Source organism: Bacillus sp. OxB-1 (assembly GCF_000829195.1).
In the GTDB taxonomy this organism is placed as follows: Bacteria; Bacillota; Bacilli; order Bacillales_A; family Planococcaceae; genus Sporosarcina.
The window spans coordinates 471,982-489,093 of the sequence record NZ_AP013294.1 but is presented as its reverse complement, the minus strand read 5'-3'; the positions used below and the strand labels follow the sequence as shown (position 1 = coordinate 489,093).

18 protein-coding genes, 6 tRNA genes and 1 rRNA gene are annotated in these 17,112 nt (G+C 49.2%); 24 read left to right on the top strand and 1 reads right to left on the bottom strand.

Going from position 1 to position 17,112, the window contains the following annotated elements:
* Positions 1-117 precede the first annotated feature (117 nt).
* Positions 118-597, top strand: coding sequence for a PH domain-containing protein (locus OXB_RS02605; protein WP_041071639.1), 480 nt, complete (start codon positions 118-120; stop codon positions 595-597).
* Complete coding sequence (locus OXB_RS02600; RefSeq protein WP_052483842.1) at positions 587-2,092, top strand: PH domain-containing protein; 1,506 nt, start codon at positions 587-589, stop codon at positions 2,090-2,092. The genes OXB_RS02605 and OXB_RS02600 overlap by 11 nt, the downstream gene beginning before the upstream one ends.
* Positions 2,093-2,149: 57 nt before the next feature.
* On the opposite strand, the gene OXB_RS02595 is transcribed toward OXB_RS02600, so the two are convergent.
* Positions 2,150-2,773 carry a rhomboid family intramembrane serine protease gene (locus tag OXB_RS02595; RefSeq protein ID WP_041071635.1) on the bottom strand — a complete coding sequence of 208 codons (624 nt, stop codon included), beginning with the start codon at positions 2,771-2,773 and terminating at the stop codon, positions 2,150-2,152.
* 69 nt (positions 2,774-2,842) lie between these two features.
* On the opposite strand from OXB_RS02595, the gene acpS reads away from it, so the two are divergent.
* From acpS to OXB_RS02485, 22 genes are all read left to right on the top strand, one after another.
* Complete coding sequence (gene acpS / locus OXB_RS02590; protein ID WP_041071634.1) at positions 2,843-3,202, top strand: holo-ACP synthase; 360 nt, start codon at positions 2,843-2,845, stop codon at positions 3,200-3,202.
* Between the two features lie 75 nt (positions 3,203-3,277).
* Positions 3,278-4,276, top strand: a complete 999-nt coding sequence (locus OXB_RS02585) for a LolA family protein (protein ID WP_041071632.1) — start codon at positions 3,278-3,280, stop codon at positions 4,274-4,276.
* Positions 4,277-4,493: 217 nt separating this feature from the next.
* Positions 4,494-5,639: an alanine racemase gene (alr, locus tag OXB_RS02580; protein ID WP_041071630.1), complete on the top strand. Its 1,146-nt coding sequence runs from the start codon at positions 4,494-4,496 to the stop codon at positions 5,637-5,639.
* A gap of 133 nt (positions 5,640-5,772) precedes the next feature.
* On the top strand, positions 5,773-6,063 hold the full coding sequence (locus tag OXB_RS02575; RefSeq protein ID WP_331711256.1) for a transcriptional regulator: 291 nt from the start codon (positions 5,773-5,775) through the stop codon (positions 6,061-6,063).
* A gap of 4 nt (positions 6,064-6,067) precedes the next feature.
* Positions 6,068-6,418 (top strand): type II toxin-antitoxin system PemK/MazF family toxin, encoded by a 351-nt coding sequence (locus OXB_RS02570; RefSeq protein ID WP_041071628.1) that lies wholly within the window; start codon positions 6,068-6,070, stop codon positions 6,416-6,418.
* Positions 6,419-6,562: 144 nt separating this feature from the next.
* On the top strand, positions 6,563-7,390 hold the full coding sequence (locus OXB_RS02565) for an STAS domain-containing protein (protein ID WP_041071627.1): 828 nt from the start codon (positions 6,563-6,565) through the stop codon (positions 7,388-7,390).
* Complete coding sequence (locus tag OXB_RS02560) at positions 7,390-7,752, top strand: STAS domain-containing protein (protein WP_041076187.1); 363 nt, start codon at positions 7,390-7,392, stop codon at positions 7,750-7,752. Before OXB_RS02565 ends, OXB_RS02560 begins: the two co-directional genes overlap by 1 nt.
* Positions 7,753-7,754: 2 nt before the next feature.
* The gene (locus OXB_RS02555; RefSeq protein WP_041071625.1) at positions 7,755-8,156 is read left to right on the top strand and encodes an anti-sigma regulatory factor; all 402 of its coding nucleotides are present in this window, start codon (positions 7,755-7,757) and stop codon (positions 8,154-8,156) included.
* 14 nt (positions 8,157-8,170) lie between these two features.
* Complete coding sequence (locus OXB_RS02550; protein ID WP_041071623.1) at positions 8,171-9,205, top strand: PP2C family protein-serine/threonine phosphatase; 1,035 nt, start codon at positions 8,171-8,173, stop codon at positions 9,203-9,205.
* Between the two features lie 53 nt (positions 9,206-9,258).
* Entirely contained in the window at positions 9,259-9,597 is a 339-nt protein-coding gene (locus OXB_RS02545; RefSeq protein ID WP_041071621.1) for an anti-sigma factor antagonist, read from the top strand.
* Entirely contained in the window at positions 9,584-10,057 is a 474-nt protein-coding gene (rsbW, locus tag OXB_RS02540; protein ID WP_041071619.1) for an anti-sigma B factor RsbW, read from the top strand. Before OXB_RS02545 ends, rsbW begins: the two co-directional genes overlap by 14 nt.
* Complete coding sequence (gene sigB / locus OXB_RS02535) at positions 10,032-10,817, top strand: RNA polymerase sigma factor SigB (protein WP_041071617.1); 786 nt, start codon at positions 10,032-10,034, stop codon at positions 10,815-10,817. Before rsbW ends, sigB begins: the two co-directional genes overlap by 26 nt.
* Complete coding sequence (locus OXB_RS02530) at positions 10,817-11,413, top strand: PP2C family serine/threonine-protein phosphatase (RefSeq protein WP_052483840.1); 597 nt, start codon at positions 10,817-10,819, stop codon at positions 11,411-11,413. The genes sigB and OXB_RS02530 overlap by 1 nt, the downstream gene beginning before the upstream one ends.
* A 77-nt stretch (positions 11,414-11,490) precedes the next feature.
* Entirely contained in the window at positions 11,491-13,656 is a 2,166-nt protein-coding gene (locus tag OXB_RS02525) for a Tex family protein (protein WP_231860354.1), read from the top strand.
* 8 nt (positions 13,657-13,664) lie between these two features.
* A complete protein-coding gene (locus OXB_RS02520; RefSeq protein ID WP_041076185.1) occupies positions 13,665-14,120 on the top strand; it encodes a SprT family protein in 456 nt (151 codons plus the stop codon).
* Between the two features lie 210 nt (positions 14,121-14,330).
* A tRNA-Glu gene (locus tag OXB_RS02515) sits at positions 14,331-14,402 on the top strand.
* A gap of 54 nt (positions 14,403-14,456) precedes the next feature.
* A tRNA-Gln gene (locus tag OXB_RS02510) sits at positions 14,457-14,531 on the top strand.
* A 131-nt stretch (positions 14,532-14,662) separates the two neighbouring features.
* Positions 14,663-14,738, top strand: a tRNA-Lys gene (locus OXB_RS02505).
* Between the two features lie 67 nt (positions 14,739-14,805).
* Positions 14,806-14,892, top strand: a tRNA-Leu gene (locus OXB_RS02500).
* Between the two features lie 20 nt (positions 14,893-14,912).
* A tRNA-Arg gene (locus OXB_RS02495) sits at positions 14,913-14,989 on the top strand.
* 18 nt (positions 14,990-15,007) lie between these two features.
* Positions 15,008-15,081, top strand: a tRNA-Gly gene (locus OXB_RS02490).
* A gap of 464 nt (positions 15,082-15,545) precedes the next feature.
* Positions 15,546-17,097, top strand: a 16S ribosomal RNA gene (locus tag OXB_RS02485).
* The last annotated feature ends 15 nt before the right edge of the window (positions 17,098-17,112 follow it).

The window sequence follows — 17,112 nt, the reverse complement described above, 5'->3', positions numbered from 1 at the left end:
CATGCCAGTCGCTGTGCCTTCGCTTACCGTCGCATAATCGAATTGTCTATTACTGATAATGAAACATTTCCGCATCATAAACGTATAAAAGGAATAGTAGAGGAAGAGGTGGGTTTTATGCGGGCGCAACCGGTGAATCGGATATCGAAGAAAGGGCTGGCCGTTTGGCGGGTGTACGGGGTACTTCAAACCGTTCTCATTCTAGCGGTGGCAGCCGGGGTCGGTACATTGACTTACATATTTGATTGGCCTACATGGGTGTATGTGGTGGCGGGGGCGGTCGTTCTCGTCTTTGCTTATCTTGTCATTTTCCTGTTCCCGAAAGTGCGATGGATGAGATGGCGATATGAGGTGCGGGAGTCGGAAATCGAGTTGCAGCATGGGATTTTCATCGTCACGCGGACGCTGATTCCGATGGTGCGCGTTCAACATGTCGACACCTCGCAAGGTCCGATTTTGCGCAAGTATGGTCTGTCGGTCATCACCATTTCGACTGCCGCGACGAATCATGCCATTCCTGCGCTATTAATGGAAGAGGCGGATGAACTGCGTAGTCGGATTTCCGTGTTGGCAAGGGTGGCGGAAGATGATGTCTGAGAACCGGTATAAATTGCATTGGGTTGCGGCGGTCATCGAGGCGTTGAAAATGATGAAAGAAATGATCTTCCCCTTCCTCTTTCTCATCGTGGCCAATGGCTGGAGAGTGCCGTCCGGAGGGAAGTGGTATGAGTATTGGTCTTTCATTCTCTTCGGTCTCATCGTCCTGCTTCTTTTGATCAGCGGAATTATCAAATGGAAGCGGTTTGTCTACTGGTTCGAGGAGAGTGAATTGCGGATCGAGTCGGGCTTATTCGTCAAGAAGAAGCGGTACATCCCCTTTGACCGGATTCAAAGCTTGGATTATACGGAAGGTCTCTTCCACCGACCATTTCAACTCGTCAAGGTGAAAGTGGAAACGGCGGGCAGTTCTTCGTTGACAAAGGCCGAAGCGGAATTGACCGCTATTACGAAAGAGGCCGCAAATCGGATTGAACAGGAAATGGCCCAAGCGAAACAGAAAAAGCGATTCCCGAGTGCTCAACCGGATGAAAACTCCATGGAGATCGAGAATATGCCGGAAGTCCCGATTGCCGAAGCACCCGTATCCAGGAAGGTATATGCAATGACGACTGACGAGCTCCTGCTATTGGCGACCACATCCGGAGGAATCGGGGTCATTTTATCGGGGGTCGCCATCTTCCTATCGCAATTCTCCGACTTGATCCCCTTTGAATGGATGTTCGAAGAAGTGTCTGCATTTATCAAATTCGGTTACCTGATTGTTGCCGTTGCGCTTTTCATCGGTTTCTTGCTCGTCTGGGTGCTGTCCGTGTTCGTGACGTTATTATCTCACTATGGGTTCACTGTGGCGCTAGAAGGGGGGGACTTGGTCATTACGCGAGGGTTGCTGGAAAAGAAGCGGATCACCGTGCCGCTGAAGCGCGTCCAGAGCGTCAGCATTATCGAGAATCCACTCCGGCAAGCTTTCGGTTATGCGACGGTCGCCATCCACAGTGCAGGAGGGGCGGCGGAAGGCTCCAAAATCACCCTATTCCCGTTAATTAAGAAAAAGGCGATCTGGGAGCCGCTGCATGACATCTTCCCGGAGTTGGACATCCGCGAACCGACGCATACATTGCCGTTACGGGGAAGGCCGTTCTATTACCGGATTGATTTCTTTTGGATGCTGCCGGTCATCGGGGTGATCACGTATTATTTCTTCCCGTACGGCCTCATTTCGCTGGCCATTATACCGATTATCATCGCCCTCGGCATCTGGCAGCATCGCTCTGCCGCCTATAGCTTACATGGCAATCAATTGACGATGCGCTTCCGAGGAGTCAGTTTGCAAACAGCATTCGTCATGCGGAAACGGATCCAATCCATGGACATGAGGCAAAGCTATTTCCATAAGCGCAAGCAGGTGGCGACCATTGTGGCGACCGCCAAATCCGGCATCAGCACCCATAAGATCCATGTTCATCATATGGAACAGGAAGAGGCCGAGCGGATTCTCTCCTGGTATGAAAAAAAGAATCCGCCGGAATCATGACAAAAGAGGCTGTCCGACCGGACAGCCTCTTTGTTTCCTCGTGTAAAGGCGGGGGATTCATTTGATCCGCTGGATTTTCTTTTTTCTCCAACTGACGATGCGCTTCGGATGAAAATAGCTGAGCCCGATCAAAAAGCCGATGATGAAGCCTGTAATATGGGCGACAATATTTATATTCGGCTGCAAGAAGGTCATAATTAAACTGATGACGATAATCGGCAGCATGACTTGCCTAAGTTGTGGAAAGGCGTTTTTCGTATAATAGACAAGCGCTCCGAAGGCACCGAAAATACCGAAAATAGCGCCGCTCGCCCCGACGCTGATTGTCATCGGGTCCTTCAGAAAGAATGTGGCGATATTGCCGAACAGCCCGGCCAGTACATAGATGTTGAGAAACCGGAGTTTTCCCGCGAGTTTCTCCAGTTCGGGACCGAAAATGAAAAGAGAAAACATATTGAACAGCAGATGCATCAGTCCCCAATGAAGGAACATTGGTGTGACCAACCGCCACCATTCCCCCTCCGCAATCAAATAGTTGGCGCCGGCCCCGCTATACAGAAGGGGCTTCCCGATGAACGGCAGCATGGTTACGATATGGATGACGATGTTGATGATCAATAAAGCAGTGACAACCGGATAGAGCCGGATGTATTGTGAAAAGCTCTCTGTACGGATAAACATATCTTCACCTCAATCTGTCTCCCATTATACAGATATTCTATGCAGGAAGGAAAGGAGGTAACTCTTAAAATGATAGCAGGAATCGGACTCGATATCGTGGAATTAAATAGAATCGCCAAAATGGACGCCCGGTCGGATAAACTCCGCCTGCGCGTCTTGGTTGCCGATGAATTGGCATCCTATGAATCTCTTGCAGCCCACAGGCGGATTGAATTTCTCGCCGGCCGATTCGCGGCGAAAGAAGCCTTCGCCAAGGCGATGGGCACCGGAATCGGCGCGGACTGCCGATTCGAAGACATCGCCATTTTGCCTGACTCGAAAGGGAAGCCGGTGCTCTACTTCAAAGGAGAACCGGCAAATGGCCTCGTCTCTATCACCCATACTCAAACGGTAGCAGCTGCTCAAGTGGTTTTATTGGAACTTCCGTAAAAATCATCTCGCATAAATGCTCATCCATTCTCATAAGATGACCTACCCGATTGAAATGAGAAAGGATGAACTGAAATGCGTAGCCGATTAGTTGCTTTTTTGTTAGTCGTTATCATGGTACTCCTTGCGGCATGTGGATCTCCATCGAAAGAGGATGTCATGAAGAAACTGAGTGGGAAGTGGAGTGATACGAAAGGATACGATCTGCAAGCGACAATGGAAATTAAAACCGGGGCGGAACCGCGTGTCTACGATGTTAATGTATGGCACACGAAACCTGATTTTTATCGGGTGAATGTGACGCAAGAGGGAAGCGAGGATTCCCAAATGATCGTGCGCAATGAGGAAGGGGTCTTTGTTGTCACGCCGTCGCTGGGCAAGACTTACAAATTCCAAAGCGATTGGCCGGCTCAAAATAGCCAAGCGTATTTGATAGGCACTCTATCCGATGACATCAAGGCGGATAAAAATTCGACCATGACTGAAAAAGACAATACGTATATTTTCGAAACCGCGACCCGGAACAACCACAAGAAAGTGTTGCCGACTCAGCAAATCCATATCGATAAAAAGACGCTGCTTCCGAAATACGTATCGATTTTGGATGAAAATAAAGAAGAGAAGATCCGGATTACGTTTAAGAAAATCACTTTAGGCATGGAACGGAAACCTGCTGACTATGCAGTGGAAATGGAAAACACGGGAACGGAAACGCCGCCGACTGAAAAAGAAAGCATGGCGCTTTCCTTATATCTCCCTTCCATCGAATGGGATGGCGTTTCGCAGGTGGCCGAAGAAGTGGTGCAAACCGATAACGGCATCCGTTCATTCATGACATACGGGGGCACGAAAGAATTCATCATCGTCCAGGAACCGGCTTCCAAACCGGAAGGCAAAATGGCGGTTTCTGTTGAAGGGGATCCAGTCGACCTCGGATTTACGGTGGCCGCTCTGACGGAGAAGTCGATCAGCTGGGAGAGTGACGGCGTTTCGTTTTTCATCGCATCCGATATGTTGACGCAGGATGAATTGATTGAAGTCGCGGCTTCCATGCAGCCGGAACAAACAAAATAAAATGGATTGACGCGAGCAGGTTGGGGGAATAATAATAGGGCTATTATCTGAAGTCAGCGGAGCACTCCTGGTTCTTGCCAATCGGCAGAATGTTCAACGGCTATTGTCCGTTGAATTCAGATAAAGCCTTCGGCGGATGTCGCAGACTTTGAAGGGAATTGATTCAAAATCTGAAAGAATTACGTCGAAGCGCAATTGATAAAAACGAGGGATGTTCATGGGAAACCCTATTCATTACCGCCCAACCAAGGCGATTGTCGATTTGACGGCAATTCAACGCAATATTGAAAATATGCAAAAGCACGTAGGCCCGGGTGTGGGAATCATTGCTGTAGTGAAAGCGAATGGCTATGGCCATGGTGCCGTACAAGTGGCCCGGACTGCTCTTGAAACCGGCGCGCTGCTGCTTGCGGTGGCTACGCCGGACGAGGCGGTCCACCTTCGGGAAGCGGGCATAACGGGTGATATCCTCGTCCTCGGGCCGTCTCCGTACGAATTTGCCGAGCGGGCTGCCGAGTTGGGAATCCTCTTAACTGTGGCGAGTCCGGAATGGCTCCAAGCGGTGCTAGGTTCGTATGCTTCAGGTTCATTCCGAAAAAGATTGAAGATCCATGTGAAAATCGATTCGGGAATGGGTAGAATCGGAATACGGGAAGCGGGCGAGTTGGCAACGTTGATCGAGATGATTTGCAAATCGGGCGACGTGGAACTGGACGGCGTTTTTACACATTTTGCCCGGGCGGATGAGGAGGATCCATACCATACGGAAAAACAATTCAACAGGTTCATGGACCAAGTTAACCGATTTCCCGAGAAACCGCGGTTGGTACACGCCGCCAATAGTGCGGCCGCATTGCTTCACCCGGAATATGCGCTGGACGCAATCCGGTTCGGCGTAAGCATGTATGGCTTTGCGCCATCCGCTTATGTGGGCCGAATGCTTCCTTTCCCTTTGGAGAAAGCGGTCCGGCTCACGACCGAGCTGTCGCATGTGAAGCTGATGGAACAGGGAAGCCCGATCAGTTACGGCGGGACCTATGAAACGACAGAGGATGAATGGATCGGAACGTTGCCGATCGGCTATGCGGACGGACTGCGACGCGGTTTGCGGGGGCAGTCCGTCCTAGTCGGCGGCCAGCGGGCACCGATCGTAGGGACGATCTGCATGGATCAATGTATGGTAAGACTCCCCCATGAATTTCCGATCGGCGAACCGGTCGTACTAATCGGAAAACAGGGGAATGGAGAAATCACAATGGAAGAGTGGGCACAACGACTCGATACAATTCCGTACGAAATTACGGTGTCCTTAAGAGGAAGGATACCCCGGATATACGCAACGACAAATGGACAACATGTATAATACTTGCATATTCGACAAAACCTCCAGTTAATTTGCAGAAACCTGTCAGTAATATTCTTTCTATGTCTTCTCATTGTCGATGTTCAATGGTAAGATGTACTTGTATAGAAATGAGGGAACGGGTTTGTCGGAGGTGCTGACGTTGCGAGCTAATAAAAACATGAAGGAAGTCATTGTTAAGATTCCGAAACGGATGCTGAATGAAAATGAACATACGGTCGTCCATCAGGAGCCGGAACGTGGTGATTTCGTTTATATTTCGACAAGGCGATATGTGTCTGACTACGAAGCGGACACGATCCGAGAAGAAATGATGAAGGGCTATGTCGAAATGTCGCAAATCAATCTGAAAATTGCCGCGGAATGCTTGCATGTTGAGTTTGAAGCCCAGCATACGGTGGAACGTCTCGTAAGCGGAGGATGAAAAGTTGGCAATTAAACGTGGAGACGTCTTTTTTGCAGATCTGTCGCCTGTCGTCGGTTCAGAACAGGGAGGGACGAGACCGGTCCTGGTCATCCAAAATGACATAGGAAACCGGTTCAGTCCGACAGTGATCATTGCAGCAATTACTGCGCAAATCCAAAAAGCGAAATTGCCTACACATGTTGAAATCGATGCGGCGCGTTATGGTTTCGAGCGGGATTCGGTTATTCTGCTCGAACAGGTCCGCACGATCGACAAGTCGAGGCTGACTGATAAAATTACGCAGCTAGATGATCATTTGATGGAAAAGGTCGATGAAGCGTTGGAGATAAGCTTTGGCCTCGTCAAATTTTGAGCATACATATTAAAAAATGCGATGAAGCATGACTTCATCGCATTTTTTGTATCAAAAAATGAAAAAACGTGTTTTCCTATCCATTTTTAGATACAATTGAAAGTACAACTACCTTGTCAGTTGAAGGAGGAAGTCTGGTACAGTATGAATAAGACAATGATAGTGGCAATCCGGAAGAACATGGATGAGATAATTGAACAATGGCAGGAAGAGATGAAAGATGAAAAAGGCGAGCGCTTTTTTCACTTCATGCCGACAGATTTAATAAATAAGACAAGTAAAGAGTTTGCTGAATTGATGACGTCGAATATCGCGGAAGTGGACTCGGTCAATCCTGAAAAGTTGGCGAATTTCACAGAAAAAGTGGTCCGTTTCGGATGGTCCATCAAATTTGTCAATAAAGCGATCGACAATTTCATGGCAACGACCTTCAAAATTCTAGAGGAGCATGGAGTTATCGGGAATGACAATATGCGGGACCATATCCGGCTATTCCTGAATTGGATCAATCCGCTTCGGGAAAGTATGATCGAAGCCTATTCCACGGAATGGGAACGGACGGTCAGTTTGCAGAGGATTGCATTGCAGGAGCTGTCCGCCTCTCTCATTCCCGTATTTGAAAAAATATCAGTCATGCCGCTCGTCGGTACGATCGATACGGAACGGGCCAAGCTGATTATGGAGAACTTGCTGGACGGTGTTGTGAAACAGCGGGCGGAAGTGGTCCTGCTGGATATTACGGGCGTTCCTGTCGTAGATACTATGGTTGCGCATCATATTATCCAAGCGGCGGACGCGGTACGGCTTGTCGGGGCAAAATGCATGTTAGTCGGAATTAGACCTGAAATCGCCCAGACGATTGTGACCCTTGGTATCAATCTTAATGAATTTACAACAACCAGCACGCTGCAGCGTGGGATGCAGGAGGCACTGGCACTGACAAACCGAAGCATAGTGGAGGTTGAAGAATGATGAATATGCGCATACCGATTTTAAAACTGGATGATACACTCATCGTGTCCATCCAATGGGAACTGGACGATCAGAAGGCACTGCAATTTCAAGAAGACTTGTTGGTCAAACTATATGAGACTTCCGCGAGGGGAGTAGTCATCGACTTGACTCCGATTGACTTTATCGATTCATTCATCGCAAAAGTGTTGGGGGATGTCATCAGCATGTCCGGCCTGATGGGAGCTAAAGTTGTCATTACGGGTATACAACCCGCCGTTGCTATTACGCTAATTGAGCTCGGCATTCGTTTGGAGGACGTCATGACAGCACTGGATCTCGAAAACGGATTGAAAAAACTTCAAAAAGAACTGGAGGCCTGAGCATGAATCACCGGTCTTCTGTGGATATATACACGGAATGGGATATTGTTGCTGCGCGACAGTTAGGCCGGAAAGAAGCGAAGCAAATTGGTTTCGGGACAGTCGATCAGGCGCGCATTACAACAGCGATAAGTGAATTGGCAAGAAATATCTATTTATACGCGGGCAAAGGCAGAATAGAAATAGAGATAGCAGCCGCTGGAGGTTCCGTGGGGATGCTTATTATCGCGTCTGATGAAGGACCGGGAATTCCAGATGTCCGTAAAGTGATGGAAGATGGGTTCTCCACTTCCGGAGGTCTTGGAGCCGGCATGCCGGGTGTCAAGAGATTGATGGATGAATTCAAAGTGGAAACGGAACCTGGCGTGGGTACAGTGATTACTGCAACCAAATGGCTCCGGTAAGGAGATGAACATGGATGCCCAAAGAGGTGGGGAAACAATATAGGGCCCTTTTGAAGCAATATATAAATAATCAGAGCGAAGAGGGCCTGTACTTTGGTCAACAGTTTAGCAGGAAGTTTATCGAGAAGAGCATTGCTCCGGAAGAAGTCATCAGCATGCATAAGACAGGGGTGGAGGAATTATTCCCGGACCTTCCTGACGAGTTGATGCTGACATATGATTTCCTCATTGAGATGATGATTCATTATGGACTTGCCTTGCAGGAACATCAAAGCCTTATCCGGAAACAGGAAGAAATCCGGGTGGAGATGAATCTGGCCACCAAAGTCCAGGACACTTTATTGAAAACGAAACTACCGGATGTGAAAGGGTTGGACATCGGTTATTTGACGATGCCGGCCAAGCAGATGAGTGGGGATTATATCTATTTCCTGAATGAGGCAAGCAACGAAGCTTGTGTGGCTGTTGCCGATGTCATCGGGAAAGGGATTCCCGCTGCGCTTTGCATGTCGATGGTCAAATTCGGCATGGACAGCTTGCGGAAAGAGAATACCAATCCGCACCATGTGTTGGATATTGTCAACCGGATTGTTGAGAAGAGCGTGGATGATTCGATGTTCATCTCCATGTTCTACGGAAAATACGATGCTGACCGCTCGGTTTTTTCGTACGCCTCGGCGGGGCACGAACCGGCCCTGCTATTCAAGGCGGCGGACCGCTCATTTATGGAACTTGACGCAAAAGGACTTTTGCTGGGGGTCCAGCCGAATGTCGTTTATGAGGAGCATTCCGTTGAGCTGGAGATCGGTGATATTATTGTTATCATGACGGATGGTGTGACGGAAGCGCGGACGGAAGATGGGTTCATCGATCAAACGGAAATCCAAGCGATGATCGGAGAAATGAGCGAAGCGTCTGCCCAGGAAATCGCGGATACCGTTTATGACAAGCTTGTCAGTCTTCAAAACTTTATTCTCCATGACGATTTTACGATAGTCATAATTAAAAAGATAAATGACGTTTTAAATGATGATGACCAGGGTAAATAACTCACTAGCGCGTCTTTGCGTGCAAATCAATACAGAGAGTATGGGGTGTGGACATGACTTTACAAGTTGAGTTGCTGGAAAATGATAGTGTTCATTGCTTTAAGATCGTAGGAGAGATTGATGCCTTCACGGCGCCTGTGTTAAGGGAGCGTCTTGCATCTATTGATATAGCTGAAGGAATGCAAACCGAATTGGATTTAGCTGAAGTGGATTATATGGACAGCATGGGTCTCGGAGTGTTTGTCGGTTTCTATAAGACTGTCAAAGCGAATGGAGGCCATATGAAAATTACTGGTGTCAATGCCCGTTTGAAAAGGCTTTTCGATATAACTGGGTTGGTGGAAGTGATGGACATCGTAGAAGAAAGTGGGGACCGAGATGCAACCGTATGATTATATCGAAATCCGTGTGCCGGCGAAGGCGCAATATGTGGGTGTCGCCCGTTTGACGATATCAGGGCTTGCCAGCCGCCTTGGCTTTACATATGACGAAATCGAGGATTTGAAAATTGCCTCGAGTGAAGCGATCACCAATGCAGTCCAGCATGCCTACGAGGAAGATGAAGAAGGTGAAGTAATCGTCGGCTGCGCCTTATTCGAAGACCGGATGGAAATTATGGTGGCGGACCACGGGAAAAGCTTTGATTTTGATGAGATGAAAAAACATATAGGACCTTACGGCGAGCAGGAGGAGGTACAATTTCTCCGAGAAGGTGGATTAGGCCTGTATTTGATGGAGACGCTAATGGATAGCGTACAAATCCATCAGAAAGAAGGTGTCACGGTCTTCATGACCAAATATCTCGGTAGAGAGCGAGGGGAAGAGGATGTCGAAAGAACAATCTCCTCGTAACACGGGAACGAAAGAACAAGTACTCCAGTGGCTCAAAGACTTCCAGGAAAACAACGATGAAGAAGCTCAGACGAATCTTGTCCTTCATTATGAACGCTTGGTGCATTCCATTGCACGGAAGTATTCGAGCGGCAAACCCTATTATGAAGATATCGTCCAAGTCGGCATGCTTGGATTATTAGGGGCGATCCGCCGGTACGATTCCGAGTTCGGAAAAAGTTTCGAAGCGTTTGCGGTCCCGACAATCATCGGGGAGATTAAGCGATTCCTGCGTGATAAGACATGGGCGGTGCATGTGCCGCGGCGTATCAAGGAATTGGGACCCCGCATCAAAGCAACCGTCGAAACATTGACGACCGAACTGCAACGATCTCCTTTGGTGAGCGAGATTGCCGAATATTTGGAGGTCGATGAAGAGTCTGTGCTGGAAGCGATGGAAATGGGCAGAAGTTATCAAGCCCTCTCCATGGATCATACGTTGGAAGCCGATTCCGAAGGTGGGACGGTCACTCTGTTCGATATTATCGGGTCGACCGATGGCGGATATGAAAAGACGGATCAGCGCATGATCGTCGCCAACGCGCTCAATGTCTTGACAGAAAGGGAAAGGCAAATCATTCAATATACATATATTGAACAGTTAAGCCAGAAAGAGGCGGGAGAACGCCTCGGCATTTCACAAATGCACGTTTCCAGACTCCAGCGAAAAGCGATTAAGAAATTGCAAGAAGCCATATTGTCAATTGGTGGTGCATCATAGTGGAAACCTTTGTCAATGACCATGTGGAGGCCTACATCTATCAGCAAGCGAAAAATGGGAATCATATTTCGGGAGATGCGTATTTCGTCCACTCGGAAGATGATTATTTCATTTGCGCGATTGCCGATGGATTGGGGAACGGGCCGATTGCCCACCAATCGGCCCAAGTCATCCCTGACATTTTAAAAGAGTTTCATCATGAGACAGTCGATGAGTTATTAATGCGCTGCAACATGAAAATGATGCACAAACGCGGGGCGGCTGTTGCGATTGTGAAAGTGGATTACACGACAAAAACGATCCATTATAGCTGCGTCGGAAATGTCCGTTTCTATGTGTTGCAGGACCAAGTGAATATGATCTACCCGCTGCCGGTCATGGGGTATCTATCCGGAAAGCCGCAAAATTTGAAGATGCACCAATGCGAGTACCGGAATGGCGATTTGTTTATCCTCCATTCTGACGGAGTCGACTTAAAGAGTCCAAAGTCCTGCTTGAAAAATAGCAAAGAACCGTATCGGCTGTATCAAAATGTTTTGCCGTCTATCAATCATAATGACGATGCCACCTTTATAGCGGGACGCCTGCTTCTTTAGAATGGGAAGCAGGTTTTTTTGCGTCTAATTCTTATAACCATGTTAAAATTGAGGCATGTGAAGGAAGGGTGATGGGATTGACAAAGCAGATAGCCAAGGCAACGGCCGAAAGGGCAGGCATCCGCCTGGGACAAGTGGAAAAAGTGATCGCGTTATTGGAGGAGGGGAATACCGTCCCTTTCATTGCCCGGTACAGGAAAGAGGAAACGGGTTCATTAGATGAAGTGCAGATCAAAGAGGTGGAAGATTCCTACCATTACGTAAGAACGCTTGAGCAACGGAAGGAAGAGGTCATCCGCTTGATCGAGGAACAGGGCAAGCTGGATGATGAATTGAAGAAATCGATCGAGGAAGCGTCCGTTCTTCAACGGGTGGAAGATCTGTATCGGCCGTTCAAACAGAAAAGACGAACCCGGGCTATGGCCGCGATTGAGAAAGGGTTGGAACCGCTCGCGGATGCCTTACTGTCATTTTCCGCAGAGGTCCCGGAAAAGTTGGCAGAGCCTTTTGTAGATGAAGGGAAGGAAATACTGACTGTAGAAGAAGCATTGGCGGGAGCGCGGGACATCATCGCCGAGCGGGTGGCGGATGATGCCGCTATTCGGGAGAAGGTCCGCGACCGGACGTGGGCCGGTGGAACGATTATCTCAGCAGTACGCAAAGAGGCGGTTGATGAACGGAATGTCTACGGTAATTATTATGAATATGAAGAACCATTGAAAAAGATCGTGCCCCATCGGGTTCTCGCTTTGAACCGGGGAGAAAAAGAAGAGGTGCTTCGAGTCACAATTTCTTTTCCCACCGACCAAATTGTTGTAGATCTCGAACGTCAAGTGATCCGCAAGCCCGGTTCCCCGACTGCGGATCAAGTGAAAGAGGCGGTCGGCGATGCCTTCAAACGATTGATTGCCCCGTCGGTGGAACGGGAAATCCGGGCAGCTTTGACTGAAAAGGCCGAAGAACAGGCCATTCATGTATTCTCGGAAAACTTGAAAAGCCTGCTCTTGCAACCGCCTCTAAAAGGGAGGGTGGTGCTTGGAGTGGATCCAGCTTTCCGGACCGGCTGTAAACTGGCTGTTGTCGATGAAACAGGGAAGCTGCTCGAAATCGGCGTCATCTATCCGCATCCACCGAAACCCGATAAGGAAAAGTCGAAACGCACCATTCTGGCCCTATTGGAGAAATACCCGATTTCGTTGATCGCCATCGGGAACGGGACAGCTTCGCGGGAGACGGAATTGTTCATAGCAGATTGCATCCAGGAAGCACCTTCCCCGGTATCCTATGTCATCGTGAATGAAGCGGGGGCGAGTGTGTATTCGGCCTCAGCCCAGGCGCGGGAAGAATTTCCGGAACTTCAGGTCGAGCAGCGAAGCGCGGTTTCCATTGCGCGCAGACTGCAAGATCCATTATCGGAACTTGTGAAAATCGATCCGGGTTCGGTCGGAGTTGGCCAGTACCAGCATGACGTCTCCAAAAAGCGTTTGGCGGAATCCCTGTCATTCGTCGTGGAAACAGCGGTTAACCGAGTGGGAGTCAACGTGAATACTGCATCTTCTTCCTTACTGCAATATGTGGCGGGCCTGTCGAAGACGGTTGCGGAGAACATAGTGAAAGCCCGAGAGGAAAATGGCCTTTTTATGAAACGGGGACAATTGAAGAAAGTACCGCGCTTAGGGGCGAAAACATATGAACAGGCCATTGGATTCTTAAGAGTGCCGGAAGCAGCTGATCCGTTTGATTCAACAGGTATTCACCCCGAAAGCTATCCATTGGCCGAGAAAGTACTGCAAGAAGCGGGCGTCGATAAAAAGTCGATCGGCAAAAAAGAGGCAGCCGAATCGATCGCGGCAATAGACAGCAAAGCATTGGCCGTTAAACTCGGAGTGGGTGAAGTAACATTAAAGGATATTATTGAAATATTGCAGCGACCGAATCGGGATCCGCGGGAGGATTATCCTCAGCCATTATTGAAAGCGAATGTACTGGATATGGATGATTTGGTGAAAGGGATGGAAATGCAAGGAACCGTCCGGAATGTAGTCGACTTCGGAGCCTTTGTCGATATCGGCGTAAAGGGAGACGGCCTTGTCCATATATCTAAAATGAAAAAAGGATACGTCAAACATCCGCTCGACGTCGTATCATCCGGTGATATCGTAACGGTATGGGTCGACGGGGTAGATAAGGAGAAGGGCCGCATTTCATTGACCATGCTGCCTCCCGGATTAAAAGAGGGATAATTATGCAAATGACAGAAGAAAAATTGCAAATGATGATCAAAACCATCTCCACGGAAGTTTTCGGCAAATCATTTCGCCACGCAGCCCGGATCAATAGCCGATTACGGACGACAGGTGGACGGTATAAACTATCCGACCATTCCATCGAAATCAATCCGCTCGTTTGGGAAATGCACGGGGAGGACGAGTTAATCGGCGTCATCAAACACGAGCTTTGCCATTATCATCTTCATATAGAAGGGAGAGGCTATCGACACGGCGATCAAGATTTTCGGGAATTGATGAAGAAGACGGATTCCCCACGCTATTGCAAAACACTGGTAGAGCCGAGAAGGCGACGAACAACACTGCACTTTTACAAATGCACCAATTGCCATCTGTCTTATAGAAGGAAACGGAGAATGGATCCGAAAAAGTATCGCTGCGGTAAATGTGCAGGAGCCATCGTCGAAGTCCCCTCATAGGATGAATAGGATCGTTGAATGCAATCGATACGCTGCTTTATAAATCGCATAAGCAATGCCGTCAGTACTGGGAGATAGCGGCCTGACGGCATTCTTGCATGTAAATTAAAAAAAGTTTATAAAAACAGTTGACGAAAAGGACAACACTGTCTATAATAGAAAAAGTCGATAAGGAACAACACATTGCTTCCCCGACACAACAACTTATATGGCCCCTTGGTCAAGCGGTTAAGACACCGCCCTTTCACGGCGGTAACACGGGTTCGAATCCCGTAGGGGTCATCTCTTCTAAATAAAGAGTATAAGGACAGAGGTTTCTGTCCGATGCAAACTTATTGGGGTATAGCCAAGCGGTAAGGCAACGGACTTTGACTCCGTCATTCGTTGGTTCGAATCCAGCTACCCCAGCCAAACTTTTTAGCCGCTTTGCGGATAAAAAGTTTTGCGACAGACCCGAAGGGTTTGGAGCAAAGCTCAATCTAGGCTGAAGAAGTTGGGAAAACATGAATCATTATGTAGTTAAGTTTTAATATCACAAGCACGAGCCATTAGCTCAGTCGGTAGAGCATCTGACTTTTAATCAGAGGGTCGCAGGTTCGAATCCTGCATGGCTCACCACTTTCTTGAAAAAGTAGTTGACATTCTTCGCGGAAGTCGTATAATAGAGAAGTCGCTAAAACAAGACGCGGTAGTGGCGGAATGGCAGACGCGCTAGGTTGAGGGCCTAGTGGGGGTTAACCCCGTGGAGGTTCAAGTCCTCTTTACCGCACCAAATACCTTTTCAATCTAGGAGCGCCCGTAGCTCAATTGGATAGAGCGTCTGACTACGGATCAGAAGGTTATGGGTTCGACTCCTGTCGGGCGCGCCAAATATATACTATAAAAACGCGGGTGTAGTTTAGTGGTAAAACCTCAGCCTTCCAAGCTGATGATGAGGGTTCGATTCCCTTCACCCGCTCCATAAAAAACACTTGACAATAAAATGTTGAGATGTTATAGTGGAAAAGTTGCTAACGAGCAACGAACACATGAACCTTGAAAACTGAACAGCAAAACGTCAACAAATAAAGTCCAAAAGCCGACCCCGTCGGTGAAAAGGACAAAACGAATCTTCGGATTCAAAATTGACATCTTAAATGATGCCAGCAAGAAACTCGAGCTATTCAAGTTTCTCTAACTGGCGGTTGAGACGTAGTGCAGTGCTAGGAAGCATGCGAGTGAAGGAGGGAGCGTACATCAGTACGTGACCGACTGATCGAGCGCGGCTGACAACGCAATCCGCTGCGTATCGACTAGCCAGATCTGGTGGCCGAGGTGTGGTGGAGTGCTAGGAGGCGACTGAGCGAAGGAGGGAGCGTACTATGGTACGTGACCAACTGAGCGAATGAAGCCGATAGCGCAATTCGCCGCGCATCGGTCGCCAGGATTATGGAGAGTTTGATCCTGGCTCAGGACGAACGCTGGCGGCGTGCCTAATACATGCAAGTCGAGCGGACGGATGGGAGCTTGCTCCCTGAAGTTAGCGGCGGACGGGTGAGTAACACGTGGGCAACCTGCCCTGCAGATGGGGATAACTCCGGGAAACCGGGGCTAATACCGAATAATCAGTTCCTCCGCATGGAGGAATTCTGAAAGACGGTTTCGGCTGTCACTGCAGGATGGGCCCGCGGCGCATTAGCTAGTTGGTGGGGTAACGGCCTACCAAGGCGACGATGCGTAGCCGACCTGAGAGGGTGATCGGCCACACTGGGACTGAGACACGGCCCAGACTCCTACGGGAGGCAGCAGTAGGGAATCTTCCACAATGGACGGAAGTCTGATGGAGCAACGCCGCGTGAGCGAAGAAGGTTTTCGGATCGTAAAGCTCTGTTGTAAGGGAAGAACACGTACGGGAGTCACTGCCCGTACCTTGACGGTACCTTATCAGAAAGCCACGGCTAACTACGTGCCAGCAGCCGCGGTAATACGTAGGTGGCAAGCGTTGTCCGGAATTATTGGGCGTAAAGCGCGCGCAGGCGGTCCTTTAAGTCTGATGTGAAAGCCCACGGCTCAACCGTGGAGGGTCATTGGAAACTGGAGGACTTGAGTACAGAAGAGGAAAGCGGAATTCCACGTGTAGCGGTGAAATGCGTAGAGATGTGGAGGAACACCAGTGGCGAAGGCGGCTTTCTGGTCTGTAACTGACGCTGAGGCGCGAAAGCGTGGGGAGCAAACAGGATTAGATACCCTGGTAGTCCACGCCGTAAACGATGAGTGCTAAGTGTTAGGGGGTTTCCGCCCCTTAGTGCTGCAGCTAACGCATTAAGCACTCCGCCTGGGGAGTACGGTCGCAAGACTGAAACTCAAAGGAATTGACGGGGACCCGCACAAGCGGTGGAGCATGTGGTTTAATTCGAAGCAACGCGAAGAACCTTACCAGGTCTTGACATCCCGCTGCCCGGCATGGAGACATGCCTTTCCCTTCGGGGACAGCGGTGACAGGTGGTGCATGGTTGTCGTCAGCTCGTGTCGTGAGATGTTGGGTTAAGTCCCGCAACGAGCGCAACCCTTGATCTTAGTTGCCAGCATTCAGTTGGGCACTCTAAGGTGACTGCCGGTGACAAACCGGAGGAAGGTGGGGATGACGTCAAATCATCATGCCCCTTATGACCTGGGCTACACACGTGCTACAATGGACGGTACAGAGGGCTGCGAACCCGCGAGGGGGAGCCAATCCCATAAAACCGTTCCCAGTTCGGATTGCAGGCTGCAACTCGCCTGCATGAAGCCGGAATCGCTAGTAATCGTGGATCAGCATGCCACGGTGAATACGTTCCCGGGTCTTGTACACACCGCCCGTCACACCACGAGAGTTTGTAACACCCGAAGTCGGTGGGGTAACCCTTACGGGAGCCAGCCGCCGAAGGTGGGACAGATGATTGGGGTGAAGTCGTAACAAGGTAGCCGTATCGGAAGGTGCGGCTGGATCACCTCCTTTCTAAGGATATTTACG

Bases quoted from the DNA above. Each gene is read 5' to 3' on its own strand.
- OXB_RS02595 (WP_041071635.1), bottom strand. From the start codon at position 2,773: ATGTTTATCCGTACAGAGAGCTTTTCACAATACATCCGGCTCTATCCG.
- sigB (WP_041071617.1), top strand. From the start codon at position 10,032: ATGTCGAAAGAACAATCTCCTCGTAACACGGGAACGAAAGAACAAGTA.
- OXB_RS02600 (WP_052483842.1), top strand. From the start codon at position 587: ATGATGTCTGAGAACCGGTATAAATTGCATTGGGTTGCGGCGGTCATC.
- OXB_RS02520 (WP_041076185.1), top strand. From the start codon at position 13,665: ATGACAGAAGAAAAATTGCAAATGATGATCAAAACCATCTCCACGGAA.
- alr (WP_041071630.1), top strand. From the start codon at position 4,494: ATGGGAAACCCTATTCATTACCGCCCAACCAAGGCGATTGTCGATTTG.
- OXB_RS02545 (WP_041071621.1), top strand. From the start codon at position 9,259: ATGACTTTACAAGTTGAGTTGCTGGAAAATGATAGTGTTCATTGCTTT.
- OXB_RS02565 (WP_041071627.1), top strand. From the start codon at position 6,563: ATGAATAAGACAATGATAGTGGCAATCCGGAAGAACATGGATGAGATA.
- OXB_RS02585 (WP_041071632.1), top strand. From the start codon at position 3,278: ATGCGTAGCCGATTAGTTGCTTTTTTGTTAGTCGTTATCATGGTACTC.
- OXB_RS02555 (WP_041071625.1), top strand. From the start codon at position 7,755: ATGAATCACCGGTCTTCTGTGGATATATACACGGAATGGGATATTGTT.
- OXB_RS02550 (WP_041071623.1), top strand. From the start codon at position 8,171: ATGCCCAAAGAGGTGGGGAAACAATATAGGGCCCTTTTGAAGCAATAT.
- OXB_RS02560 (WP_041076187.1), top strand. From the start codon at position 7,390: ATGAATATGCGCATACCGATTTTAAAACTGGATGATACACTCATCGTG.
- acpS (WP_041071634.1), top strand. From the start codon at position 2,843: ATGATAGCAGGAATCGGACTCGATATCGTGGAATTAAATAGAATCGCC.
- rsbW (WP_041071619.1), top strand. From the start codon at position 9,584: ATGCAACCGTATGATTATATCGAAATCCGTGTGCCGGCGAAGGCGCAA.
- OXB_RS02605 (WP_041071639.1), top strand. From the start codon at position 118: ATGCGGGCGCAACCGGTGAATCGGATATCGAAGAAAGGGCTGGCCGTT.